We start from the raw sequence: 12106 nt of genomic DNA on the forward strand, positions 1-12106 counted from the left end.
CCGGGCCCGCGGCCGGCGCGGCGGCCGGGGCCGCGTTGGCGGCGGTCCCGACGGCCGTGAGCAGCGGCGCGGCGGCCAGTGCCGCGGTCGCGCAGCGCACGGCGAGTCGTGCAGAAGCCTTCATGGCATCCCCGTTCAACAGATCGCCCCATAGGTCACTGATGTCCCATGGGTCCGTTAGGAGGGTGCCAGTGCGGGCGGGGCGCCGCAATTGATCTTGATTGAAGGCCCCGGAGAAGGCGGGTTTCGGACGGACCGTCTCACACTTTTCGTCCTCAGTGACAAAGGACGGTCATCACGCGGTGACAAACGGCCTTCGCGCCGCGGCGACAGAACGCGTGCTCAACGGCGGACAAGGCCGGACGCCCGGCGGTGGACGGTCCCGTGCGCTCAGACGGTGGCCAGGGCGAAGGCGCCCGCGCCGACGAGGGCGACGGCCCAGACGCGGTCCAGGTCCAGCCAGGCGCGGCGCAGGACGGTCAGCCCGAGGACGTCGTAGACCAGCAGCGCGATGACCCCGGCCGTCACGAACATGGCGAGGGTGTGGACGCCGGTGACGAACACGGCGGCCGAGACCGCGCTGCCCGCCGCGTGGCCGAGCCCGTGCGCGTGCGCGAGGCCCTGAGCGGACCCGGACGCCGTGATGACGGGGAGCAGCATGAGGCCCGCGCCGTGCGCCGACGACATCAGGAACGACCAGCCCGCGAGCTGCCGCAGCGACAGCCGCATGCCGACCCAGCGGAAGTGCCGCTTCGACAGCAGCCGCCACAGGCCGAACGCGACCAGCGCCACGCCGCCGACGACCGCGACGGCCTGCGCCGCCACGACGGACCGGGTGAGCGTGAGGAGCAGCGCGACGGCCCCGACGGACGCGGCGTGCCCGGCGGCGATCGCGGGCAGCGCCTCCAGGACCCGCGTCCGGCTGCGTTCCTGGAGGCCGCGCGCGACCGCGAACAGCCAGCCCATCGCGGGGTTGAGGCCGTGGAACGCGCCCAGGGCGACCAGCGCCGCCAGCGATCCGTCCGTCACGGCGTCCGGTCCGTCCTCGCGATCCGTTCCGTCACGGGTAGCAGTAGGAGTCGGACGAGGCGTCGCCGCCCTGGAGGCGGGTCTGGTGGACGCGGAGGCCGCCGAAGTCGTCGCCGTTCGGGAAGAAACGCGGGTCGAACCCGAAGCCCGCCTCGGACGAGTCGAGCTTGGCCATCCACGCGCCGACGCCGTCCGGGTAGAACTGGTCGTCCCAGGACCGGTACAGGGAGTTCGTCACGTAGACGCGGCGGCCGTCGCGGCTGACCTCGACCATCTGCGGGCCGCCGGAGAGCGGGACGTCCGGCGCGGAAGGGTGCGGCGTGCGGTTCACGATGCCGCCGATCCGGACCGACCCGGCCTCGACCGGGTGGAACGGGTCGGACACGTCGTACCGCTTCAGCTCGCCGGTGCCCCAGCACGACACGTACAGCCAGCGGTCGTCGACCGAAAGGTCGATGTCGGTGACCAGTGGCGGGACGGCCCCGAACGGCTGGATCACGGGCGGCAGGGCGCTCTCGGGCGCGGGCTCGGCGGGGATGGTGATGACCTTGGTGGCCGTCCAGGGGCCGTCCTTCGCGCCGTTCTCGCGGTGCCAGACCCAGATGGAGGACGACAGGTCCTCGACGCTGACCACGACGTTCACGAAGCCGTACTGCTTCGTCGGGTCGTGCGCGGGACGCAGCTCCAGGGCCATCTGGTGCTGGTCGCCGAGGTCGACCCGCTGGACGTGGCGGCGCTTGCGCATGTCCCAGAAGTGGATCGCGTGGCCGTACCGGCGGCCGAGGAGCAGTTCGCCGACGACGCCGTCCTCGATCATGGACGGCGTGCCCCACTCGGACGTCACGAGCACGTCGTGCGCGATGTGCCACCAGGCGTCGTAGGCGAGGTGCTGCGGCCCGCGGTCGACCTCCCAGCGTCCGAGGACCTCGAACGAGTCGTGGTCGAGCAGCGCGATCCCGCCGGGCCCGTCATGACCGTTCGCCCCGCCCAGGGACGCGACGTACAGGCCCTCCGGCCCGCAGTGGACGGTGTGGGGCCGCGAGTACCCGGCGCGCTTGGACAGCTCGTCCGGCTCGAGGATCTTCGCGATCTCGGGCGACGTCGGGTTCTTCTTCACGTCGACGAAGTACATGCGGGACGACCGGAGCCCGGGGACGACCAGGTAGCGGCGTTCGACGTGCGGGTGCGGCGCGTACGGGCACAGCGCGCTGCTGCAGGCGTTCCACCCCATGTGGTGCAGTTCGTCCCCGGTGTTGGGCAGCTCGGTGCGTCCGACGACCGAGCCGTAGGCGGCCGAGTCCGGGTCGGCGTCGAGGACGAGGACGGCGTCCGGCCCCTGGGAGGTCGGGTCGAACGCCGCCACGTAGGCGAGCTTCTCGGGAGGGGCGGAGACGGCGTCGCGCGGGGAGGCGTAGAAGGTGGGGTCCGGCTTCCACAGCGGCATGGCGGCTCCTCAGCGGGGTCCCCCCGATCCTCGCCCGGGGAGCCCTGTTCGCCAAGGGCCGGATCAGGTCACTGTCACCGGATGGCGTACTACCGCGCCGAAGAGGTAACCGTTGTCGTTGTAGGGCTCTGTGTCGGGTTGGGTGTGGCCGGTGTCGTCGGTGGCGCGGGCGAGGAGCTCGTAGCGGCCGGGCCCGGGGGGACGCCAGGGCAGGGACCAGCGCACCCAGGCGTCGGAGTCGGCGTGGAGTTCGGCCCGCCGCCAGTGGGCGCCGCCGTCGGTGCTGACGTCGACGCGTTCGACGTGGCCGGTGCCGGACCAGGAGCGGCCGGTGAGGGTGATCTCTCGGCCCGCGGCGTCCTCGAAGGTCGCGGGGAGAGGGAGTTCGAAGGCGCTCTTGACGTTCATCGTGGTGAGCGGGGCGCCGCCCTCGGGCGGGAGGCCGGGGCCGAACATGCGGTAGTAGCGGGTGTTCCAGGGGGACGTCAGTGCGTGGTCGGCGACCTGGATGTCGCCGAGCCACTTGATGGACGCGATGCCGACCCAGTGCGGGACGACCAGGCGCGCGGGGAAGCCGTGGTCGGGCGGCAGGGGCGCGCCGTTCATCTCGTACGCGACCAGGACGTCGTCGAGGGCCTTCGCGATCGGCAGCGGACGCCGGACGCGGCCCATGTTCACGCCCTCGTCGACGAAGTCGGGGTCCAGGCCGCGGGGGAGCAGGTCGACGGCGTTCGGGGAGAGGCCCGCGCGGTGCAGGACGTCCGCGAGCGGGACGCCGCGCCAGCTCGCGACGCCGATGCCGCCGAGCGTCCAGGGGGTGCCGGTGACCCGCTCGTTCTGCTGGGTCTCGAAGAAGGAGCGGCCGGTGCCGGTGCACTCGATCGCCGTCGTGACCGTCCGGGCGGGCATGGCGCGCAGCTGCTCGTAGGTGAGCTCGAAGGGGCGGTCCTCGGGCGGGGAGCCCGTGAGGCCCGTGCCCCAGAGCCTCAGGCGCCACGTCCGCTCGTCGATCCGGGGGGTGACCACGTGGTTGCGGACGAAGAACTGGTCCACGGGCGTGATCGGGCCCTGCCCGGCCATGGCGTCCCAGCGCATCTCCGCGTTGGAGTCGCGTCGGATGAACAGCTCCGGCGGCAGGGGTTTGACGATGCCCGGGGCGGGGGTGTCGTTCGCGTCGTTGCGCACGTGATCATTCAATCGAAGGCGTGGGGGCGGTCGCCACGAGGCAGGCCGGTGAGCCGTGCCTTCCCGGCGGCTAGGCTGTGTGGCGTGGCGCACAGCACCTCCCCTCCGCCGCGTCCGGCGTCCCCCGGCGCGCTCGCGGAGCTGCTCGAAGAGCACGCCTACCTGTGCGACGACGGGCTCGCCACGGCGTGCTTCCTCGCGCTGCGCATGGGCCGTCCGCTGTTCCTGGAGGGCGAGGCCGGGGTCGGCAAGACCGAGCTGGCCAAGACGCTCGCGCGGGTGCTCGGCGCGCCGCTGATCCGGCTCCAGTGCTACGAGGGCCTGGACGCGTCGCAGGCGCTCTACGACTGGGACTTCCCCCGCCAGATCCTGCACCTGCGCGCCGCCGAGGCCGCCGGGGCGACCGACGCCGCGCGGCTGGAGGGCGAGCTGTACGACCGGCGGTTCCTGCTGGCCCGGCCGCTGCTGCGGGCGCTGGAGACCAGCCCGTCGGTCCTGCTGGTGGACGAGGTCGACCGCGCCGACGACGAGTTCGAGGCGTTCCTGCTGGAGGTGCTGGGCGACTTCACCATCTCGGTGCCCGAGCTCGGCACGATCCGCGCCGAGACCCCGCCCGTCGTGGTCGTCACGTCCAACCGGACGCGCGAGGTGCACGACGCGCTGAAGCGCCGCTGCCTCTACCACTGGCTGGAGCACCCGGACTTCGACCGCGAGGTCGCGATCATCCGGCGGCGCCTGCCGGACGCGGCGGACCGCCTCGCCGGGCAGGTCGCGCGCGCCGCCGCGACGCTCCGGGCCGCCGACCTGCTGAAACCGCCCGGCGTCGCGGAGAGCCTCGACTGGACCGAGGCGCTCGTCGCGCTCGGCGCCCGCGACCTGGACCCGGACACCGCCGCGCTGACGCTCGGCGCCGTCCTGAAGTACCGGGAGGACCGCGACCGCGGCCTCGCGGCCCTGTTCGACGGGCGGTGAGGCGGGCGTGCGGGACATCGTCGAGACGGTCGCCGGGTTCGCGCGGACGGTGCGCGCCGCGGGTGTCCGCGCCGATCTCGAACGGGTGCGGGCGATGCTGGCCGCGCTCGACCACCTGGACGTCCTGGACCCGCGCGACGTGTACTGGGCCGGGCGGCTCACCCTGTGCGCCGACCCCGAGGACCTGCCGCGTTACGATCGCTGCTTCGCCGCGTACTTCTCCGGGCGGACGGCCGTCCCGGGGCCCCGCCAGGCGCCGCCGCCCGTCGTCCGGAGCGTCCGTGTCGCGCCACCCGTGCCGGACCCGCCGTCCGGTGGGGACGCCGAGTCCGGCGACGTCCGGGTGACGAGCGCGAGCGGCGCGGAGGTGCTGCGGCACCGGGACGTGTCGCGGCTCGGCCCGGAGGAGCGCGCCGAGATCAACCGGCTGATCGCCCTGCTCGCGGCGTCCGCCGAACCCCGGCGGTCGAGGCGCCTGGTGCCCGCGTCCGCCGGACGGCTCGACCCCGGACGCACGGTGCGGGAGGCGCTGCGGCGCGGCGGGGAGCCCGTCGTGCTCCGCCGCCGCGGCCCGCGGACGCGGCCCCGGCGTCTCGTCCTGCTGGTGGACGTGTCGGGCTCGATGACCCCCTACGCCGACGCCCTCCTCCGGTTCGCGCACGCGGCCGTCCGGGCGTCCGGGGCGCGGCGGGTCGAGGTGTTCAGCGTCGGGACGCGGCTGACCCGGCTGACCCGGGAGCTGGGGGCGCGGGACCCGGACGCGGCCCTGCGGGCGGTCGCGGCGGCGATCCCGGACTGGAGCGGCGGGACGCGGCTCGGCGCGGAGCTGAAGGAGTTCCTCGACCGGTTCGGGCAGCGCGGGACGGCGCGCGGCGCGGTCGTCGTCATCGCGTCGGACGGCTGGGAGCGCGGCGACGCGGCCCTGCTGGGGGAGCAGATGGCGCGGCTCGCGCGGCTCGCGCACCGGGTGGTCTGGGCGAACCCGCACAAGGCGCGGCCCGGGTACGCGCCGCTCACCGCCGGGATGGCCGCCGCCCTCCCGCACCTGTCCGCGTTCACCTCCGGGCACAGCCTCGCCGCCCTGGAGGATCTCGCCCGACTGATCGGAGACCCGGGTCATGCGTGACGTGCTCGACGACATCGCCGCCTGGTACGCGTCCGGGCGGACGTTCGGCCTGGCCACCGTGATCGGGACGTTCCGGAGCGCGCCGCGTCCGCCGGGCGCGGCGATGGCGGTGTCGGCGGACGGCGAGGCGGCGGGCAGCGTGTCCGGCGGGTGCGTCGAGGGCGCGGTGTACGAGCTGGCGCGGGAGGTGATGGCGTCGGGGCTCCCGGTCGTCCAGCGGTACGGGGTGACCGACGGCGACGCGCTCGCGGTGGGGCTGACCTGCGGCGGCATCCTGGACGTGCTGGTCGAGCCGGTCGACGCGGCGTCCTACCCGGAGTTCGGCGAGGTCGTCGGGGCGATCCGGGAGCGCCGTCCGGTCGCGGTCGCGACGGTGGTGGCGGGGCCGGGGCGGGTCGGCGCGCGGCGGGTGATCTGGCCGGACGGGGCGTCCGGGTCGCTCGCGCCCGGCGAGCCGCACGCCGCGCGGCTCGACGCGGCCGTGGACGACGACGCGCGCGGGATGCTCGCGCAGGGCCTCACCGGTCAGCGCCACTACGGGCCGCGGGGCGAGCGGCGCCTGGACGACCTGACCGTGTTCGTGCACGGTTTCGCGCCGCCGCCGCATCTGCTGGTGTTCGGCGCGATCGACTTCGCCGCGGCCGTCGCGCGCGTCGGCAAGTTCCTCGGATACCACGTGACCGTGTGCGACGCGCGTCCGGTGTTCGCCACGTCCAAGCGCTTCCCGGACGCCGACGAGGTCGTCGTGAAGTGGCCGCACAAGTTCCTGGACGAGGCCGACGTGGACGAGCGGACGGCCGTCTGCGTCCTCACCCACGACCCGAAGTTCGACGTCCCGCTCCTGGAGATCGCGTTGCGGACGCCCGCCGGGTACGTCGGCGCGATGGGGTCCCGGCGCACGCACGAGGACCGGCTCGCGCGCCTGCGCGAGGCCGGGCTCACCGAGGCGGAGCTGGCGCGGCTGCGTTCGCCGATCGGCCTGGACCTCGGCGCCCGGACGCCCGAGGAGACCGCCGTGTCGATCGCCGCGGAGCTCGTGCAGCTGCGCTGGGGCGGTTCGGGACGTCCGCTGTCGGACACCGAGGGCCGTATCCACGGCGAACCGTGATCCTGCGGCTACCCTGCCGGGATGACCCTGCACGGAGCGCAACCACCCGCCGGTCTGCTGCTCGCCGCCGGCGGCGGCAGCAGGCTCGGCCGGCCCAAGGCCCTGCTGGAGATCGACGGCGAACGGCTGGTGGACCGCGGCGTCCGCACCCTGCACGACGGCGGCTGCGCGCCGGTCGTGGTCGTCGCGGGGGCCGTCACGATCGAGGTGATCGGCGCGGTCGTCGTGCCGAACCCGGACTGGGCGACGGGCATGGGCTCGTCGCTGCGCGCGGGCCTCGCCGCGCTGCCGCCCGAGTGCCCGGCGGCCGTCATCGCCCTGGTCGACCAGCCGCGCGTGACGTCCGCCGCCGTGTCCCGGCTGCTCACCGCGTTCGAGGACGGCGCGAGCGTCGCCGTCGCCACCTACGACGGGAAGGCGCGCAACCCGGTGCTCATCGCCCGCGAGCACTTCGCCGCCGTCGCCGCGTCGGCGGAGGGCGACGTGGGCGCGCGCCCGTTCCTGCGCGCGAACCCGGACCTGGTCACGTCCGTGCCCTGCGACGACGTGGCGTCCCCGGACGACATCGACACGCCCGCCGACCTCGCCGGGTACATCGTCGGCCCGAGCGTCGACGCGTCCTAGGCGAGGACTGTCCTGGGCCGGAGGGGACGCTAGGCCGGAAGGACGGACGGGTCGACGGCGCCGCAGTCGACGGCGCGCTGGAGGCGGGCGGTGAGGGCCCGGATCGTGGCGGGCTCGTCAAGGACGCTGCCGCCGCCGCCCTCCTCGGCGGCGGATCGCTCGTGCCACGCGCGGACGCGGGCGACGGCGTCGTCCACGCCGGCGAGGTGGAAGGCGTAGACGGCGGCGTAGCGGCTCGGCAGGTGCGCGGGGTGCAGGTCCCAGCCCTGGTAGAAGCCGTTCGCGAGGGAGTGCTGGACGTGCCCGGCGTGCTCGGCCCAGGTGCGCAGGACCTCGGCGGCCGAGTCGTCGCGCGGGACGACGTTGGACGAGCCGTCCGACAGGCGGACGCCGGTGCCCGCGAACGTCACCTGCATGACGTTGCGGGCGAAGTCGCAGGCCGGGTGGTCGAGGCGCTGCTGCTCGGGCGGCAGCCCGCAGGCGGCGGTGTAGTCGAACACGCCGAAGTGCGCGGCGGTCAGCCGTCCCCGCGCGGCGTCCGCGATCGCGCGCAGCCCGATCCGGCCCTCGTGGTCGACGATCGCCTCGGTGGTCTCGACCTGGATCTCGAACCGGAGGATGCCGCCGGGCAGGCCGAGCGCGCCCTCGAGCCGCTCCAGGAAGTCGGTGAAGACCGTGACGTCCTCGGCCATCACGATCTTCGGGAAGGTGATGGTGAACCCGCCGGGCAGGCGGCCGAGGCGGTCGCGCAGCGCGGTGAGGAAGGCGTCCAGGGTGCGCATCGACCGCTCGTGCCCGCCGTCGGCGAACGACTTGACCCGCAGCCCCCAGTAGTGCGGCAGGGTGCGCGCCTCGTAGGCGGCGGCGACGGACTCCACGACCTTCGCGACGTGGCCGTCCTCCTCGGCGTCGGGGCGGACGCCGTAGCCGTCCTCGAAGTCGATCCGCAGGTCCTCGACCGGCTCGCCCGCGAGCTTGGCGGCGACGCGCTCGTGGACGGCGCCCGCGAGCTCGGGGTCGAGGCCGAAGACCGTGCCGAACGTCCCGGCGCCGGGCGCGTGCGCGTTCAGCAGGCGCAGCGCCTCGGCGCCGTACTCGGCGGCGGTGCCGGGGGAGAACCGGTCGGCCGGGACGTAGACGGTGTGCACCGGCTGCCGTCCCTCGGCGGGCCCAGGGAAGGTCGCCGCGTGCGTCTCGCGGATCGCGGCGACGCGGGCGGACAGGTCGTCGATCGACGGGACGCTCAGGTTCACCCCGCCATGATCCCCCATGAACCGCCCGTACGGGTGCCCGGAGCGAGATCGATCCGGTCCGTCCCGGTGACGAACGCGTTCGGCGGCGCGGTCATCGGCTCGACGGCGAGGCCGAGCCTGCGGTGCTCCTCGGGGATCGTGTCGGCGGTGTACACCTCGATCCACGGGTGCGCCTCGTCCGCCCAGAGGGACACCGTCCGCCCGTTCCCGGTGAGGTGGGTCCAGGCGCGCCCGCGCTCGTCGCGGGCGAGGCCGGTGTAGGCGTTGTCGATGCTCCGCGACCCGAGGACGGCGCCGCCGCGCAGGTCGCGGTCGGTGCCGTCGACCGCGACGGGCGCGTCGAGGGGGATCATCCGCTCGCCCGCCGGGAGGAAGCGCGCGGCGTCCAGGGTGACCTCGCACGCGTCGATCGGGACGCCGACGGTCAGGTACGGGTGGGCGCCGTGCGCGTACGGCGCGGGACGGGTGCCGGTGTTCTCGGCGGTGAGCGTGACGGTCAGGCCGTGCTCCGCGTCCAGGACGTACTCGGCGGTCAGGGCCAGCTGGAACGGGTAGCCCTGCGCGCCGAGGATGGCGAGCGTGAGGGTGACGCGGTCGTCGGCCCGCCCGGCCTCGGTCCACGCCGCCCAGCGGGCGAGTCCGTGGATCGCGTTCCCGTACCGCGGCTCGGACACCGCGAGCTGGTAGGACGCGCCGTCGAAGGTGTACCGGCCCCCGTCCACGCGGTTGGGGAACGGGACGAGCAGCTGGCCGAAGGCGGCCGGGGCGAGCGTGTCCGCGTCGTGGGTCAGGACCAGGTCGCGTCCGTCCAGCGTGAGCTCGCGCAGGCTCGCGCCCGCCTCGGTCACGACGGCCCGGTAGGGGCCCGCGGTCAGGACGTGCTGGGTGCCGGTGAGGGGACGCTGCTCGCTCATGCGCGGCAGCGTATCTCCCGGCGATCATCCCGTCCGACGCCGCGGTCCCGGAACCGGGTGGTCGCGGGCTCAGGCGATGGCCGACTCGGGCGGTCGCGGGCTCACACGGCGGTCGGCGCGGTGATCGGCGGGGCGGTCGGCGGGGGGCCAGGCGCCGTCCTGGTGGGCACTGCTCTGGTGGGCGTCGTTGTGGCGGGTGGCGAGGGCGAGGGCGGCGCGGCAGCCCGCGAGGACGCCCCAGGCCAGGTCGGCGCCGGACGTGTGCCCGACGGTGAGCAGCCGCCGGACGGCGGGACCGGCCGGTTCGTGCCCGGCGACGCCGCGCAGGACGGCCGCGACCTCGCCCCCGGCCTGGCCCTTGGCCCCGCAGTGCAGCAGGGTCGCGGCGAGCGCGGTGGTGCGGGTCTCGGCGTCCTCGGTGACGGCCGCGCCGAGCCAGTCGGCCAGCCACACCGCCTTCTCGCCGCCCTGGACGGCGCGTCCGAGCAGCCGGGACGCGACGAGCAGCCCGGCGAGGACGTCGTCGCCGCTCGGGGTGAGGCCGGGGCCGAGTCCGACGATGCGCTCGGCGGCCTCGACCGCGCCCGCCAGGTCGCCGTCGGCGCACGCCTCGGCGAGCCGCGCGGGGCCGCGGTGACCGGCGAGACCGCCCGTCGCGGCGGGGCCCGCGTCGCGGAGCGCGATCTCGAGCGAGTGGATCCCCCGGGTCAGGGAGGCGGGGGTCATCGCGGCCAGAACCGGCGTCGGATCCCACCAGCGGCGGGCCTTGACGTGGAAGCCGCACGTCTCGACGCGTCCCTCGCCGATCCACGCCTCGGCCCCTTCGCGGATGCCCGCGAACGGCCGCTCGCGCGCCGGGACGACCAGGACGACGGCGTTCGGCAGCCGCACCGCGCCCTCGGTGACGACGGCCAGCACGCGGGGCTCGGGAACGCCTCTGACCTCGAGGTACACGGCCGCGGGGAACACAGCGATCACGCGCGCCGGACGCCTCGGGGCGTCCAGCAGGCGGCGCAGGGGGAGCGCCGCGGCGCCCGCCGGGGAGGGGCCCTGCCGGGCCGTCGGCTGAAGCGGTTCGCGGACCGGCACGCCCACCCAGCCTCCCGGGACTCGTCGCCCGGCCCGCGTCGCTGCGGGCCGCAGCCTCTCGGCGACCGTAGACCCCCGTGCGGGAGGGGCGTATGGGAAAAGCTGCCAAGGATGCTTGTCATGGTTCGTCTTTGTTGTCAGGGTTGATCGCGAAATCGGTATCGATCGCGCCCCCTCCGCGGTCGGCCGAACAAAGGCGAGGTGACACCTGCTATGAGTGACATCCGCGTGAACACGGGCCCACCCGCCCACCGGTTCGCGAGCACCGGCACCCTCACCCGGGGCCTGCCGGTCGGCGAGGTCCTCGACGTCCCGGCGCTCACCGGCGCACGGCTCATCGCCGGACGCGCCGGACTCGGGCGCGTCGTGCAGCGGCTCAACGTGATGGAAGTCCCCGACATCCTGCCCTGGGTCAAACCCAACGAACTGCTCCTGACCACGGGCTACCCGCTGCGCGGCACCCCGCGCGGCCTCACCGGACTGGTCGGCGACCTGGACGAGCGCGGAGTCGCGGCGCTCGCCATCAAGCCCGGCCGCTACCTGGCCGAACCGCCGCCGGAGATGGTCGAGCAGGCCGACCGGCGCGGCCTCCCCCTGATCCTGCTCCCCGCCGACGTCGGCTTCGACGACATCCTGAACCAGGTGCTCACCGACATCCTCAACCGGCAGGCGGCCGTCCTCGCCCGCACCGAGGAGGTGCACCGCGCGCTCGTCCAGACCGTCCTGTGCGGCGGCGGGCTGCGCGAGGTCGTGGACGAGGTCGCCGCGCACCTCGGCGCCGCGGTCGCGGTGCTGGACGGCGAGCGGCGCGTGCTCGCCGCCGCGGGAACCGAGGACCAGGTCCGGGCCGTCCGCGCGGTCGCGCTCCGCGGCGACGCGGGCCCGGCCGCGGCCGAGGGCGACCATCTGGTCGTCCCGGTCGTCGCGGGCGGTTTCGACCACGGGCGCCTGGTCGCCTACCGCCCGGACGGCGCGCTCGGCGAGGGCGCCCTCGGCGTCCTCGAACGCGCCGCGACCGTCGCCGCCCTCGTGGTGACCAAGCAGCAGGCCGTCGCCGCCGTCGAGAGCAAGTACCGCGCCGACTTCCTCCGCGACATCCTCGCCGGACGCGCCGGGGACGACGACCGCGTCATCGCGCACTGCGCCGGCTTCGGCTGGGACCTCGACCGGCCGGTCCTGGTCATCGTCGCCGAACTGGACGGGCGTCCCCGGCCCGAACCCGACCAGGCCGTCCAGGGCGCGCAGGCCGCGCACTCCCCGCACTCCGCGCATGCCTCGCAGGCCCGCCCGGCGCGTCCGGCGGCCGACGGCCGGGGCCGCGGACGGGCCGACGCCTCGTCCGCGACGGGGCCCCGGCCCCTC

11 protein-coding genes are annotated in these 12106 nt (G+C 75.1%); 5 read left to right on the plus strand and 6 right to left on the minus strand.

Annotated features, from left to right (window positions below):
* Positions 1 to 390: 390 nt before the first annotated feature.
* From EBO15_RS40845 to EBO15_RS40855, 3 genes are all read right to left on the minus strand, one after another.
* Positions 391 to 1029, minus strand: a complete 639-nt coding sequence (locus tag EBO15_RS40845) for a hypothetical protein (protein WP_122199818.1) — start codon at positions 1027 to 1029, stop codon at positions 391 to 393.
* 31 nt (positions 1030 to 1060) lie between these two features.
* Positions 1061 to 2473, minus strand: a complete 1413-nt coding sequence (locus EBO15_RS40850; RefSeq protein ID WP_122199819.1) for a selenium-binding protein SBP56-related protein — start codon at positions 2471 to 2473, stop codon at positions 1061 to 1063.
* A 63-nt stretch (positions 2474 to 2536) separates the two neighbouring features.
* On the minus strand, positions 2537 to 3658 hold the full coding sequence (locus EBO15_RS40855) for a sulfite oxidase (protein WP_233616817.1): 1122 nt from the start codon (positions 3656 to 3658) through the stop codon (positions 2537 to 2539).
* A gap of 84 nt (positions 3659 to 3742) precedes the next feature.
* Between EBO15_RS40855 and EBO15_RS40860 the strand changes: the two genes are divergently transcribed.
* From EBO15_RS40860 to EBO15_RS40875, 4 genes are read left to right on the plus strand one after another with little or no spacing between them, the layout of a single operon-like run.
* Positions 3743 to 4630 (plus strand): AAA family ATPase, encoded by an 888-nt coding sequence (locus EBO15_RS40860; protein ID WP_199745143.1) that lies wholly within the window; start codon positions 3743 to 3745, stop codon positions 4628 to 4630.
* Between the two features lie 7 nt (positions 4631 to 4637).
* Positions 4638 to 5756 (plus strand): vWA domain-containing protein, encoded by a 1119-nt coding sequence (locus tag EBO15_RS40865; protein WP_233616818.1) that lies wholly within the window; start codon positions 4638 to 4640, stop codon positions 5754 to 5756.
* Positions 5749 to 6864 carry an XdhC family protein gene (locus EBO15_RS40870; protein WP_122199821.1) on the plus strand — a complete coding sequence of 372 codons (1116 nt, stop codon included), beginning with the start codon at positions 5749 to 5751 and terminating at the stop codon, positions 6862 to 6864. The genes EBO15_RS40865 and EBO15_RS40870 overlap by 8 nt, the downstream gene beginning before the upstream one ends.
* Before the next feature lie 21 nt (positions 6865 to 6885).
* Positions 6886 to 7488, plus strand: coding sequence for a nucleotidyltransferase family protein (locus EBO15_RS40875; protein ID WP_122199822.1), 603 nt, complete (start codon positions 6886 to 6888; stop codon positions 7486 to 7488).
* Between the two features lie 29 nt (positions 7489 to 7517).
* Here EBO15_RS40875 and EBO15_RS40880 read toward each other — a convergent pair whose 3' ends face one another.
* The 3 genes from EBO15_RS40880 to EBO15_RS40890 all read right to left on the minus strand — a co-directional run bounded on the left by EBO15_RS40880 (position 7518) and on the right by EBO15_RS40890 (position 10750).
* Entirely contained in the window at positions 7518 to 8741 is a 1224-nt protein-coding gene (locus EBO15_RS40880; protein ID WP_122199823.1) for a DUF6986 family protein, read from the minus strand.
* Positions 8738 to 9655, minus strand: a complete 918-nt coding sequence (locus tag EBO15_RS40885; RefSeq protein ID WP_122199824.1) for an aldose 1-epimerase family protein — start codon at positions 9653 to 9655, stop codon at positions 8738 to 8740. The genes EBO15_RS40880 and EBO15_RS40885 overlap by 4 nt, the downstream gene beginning before the upstream one ends.
* 69 nt (positions 9656 to 9724) lie before the next feature.
* Positions 9725 to 10750, minus strand: coding sequence for a DUF2877 domain-containing protein (locus EBO15_RS40890; protein ID WP_122199825.1), 1026 nt, complete (start codon positions 10748 to 10750; stop codon positions 9725 to 9727).
* Positions 10751 to 10957: 207 nt separating this feature from the next.
* Between EBO15_RS40890 and EBO15_RS40895 the strand changes: the two genes are divergently transcribed.
* On the plus strand, positions 10958 to 12106 hold a 1149-nt coding region (locus EBO15_RS40895; RefSeq protein WP_199745144.1), incomplete at its 3' end, for a PucR family transcriptional regulator ligand-binding domain-containing protein.

The sequence above is a fragment of the Actinomadura harenae genome, assembly GCF_003696215.1.
Taxonomy (GTDB): Bacteria; Actinomycetota; Actinomycetes; order Streptosporangiales; family Streptosporangiaceae; genus Spirillospora; species Spirillospora harenae.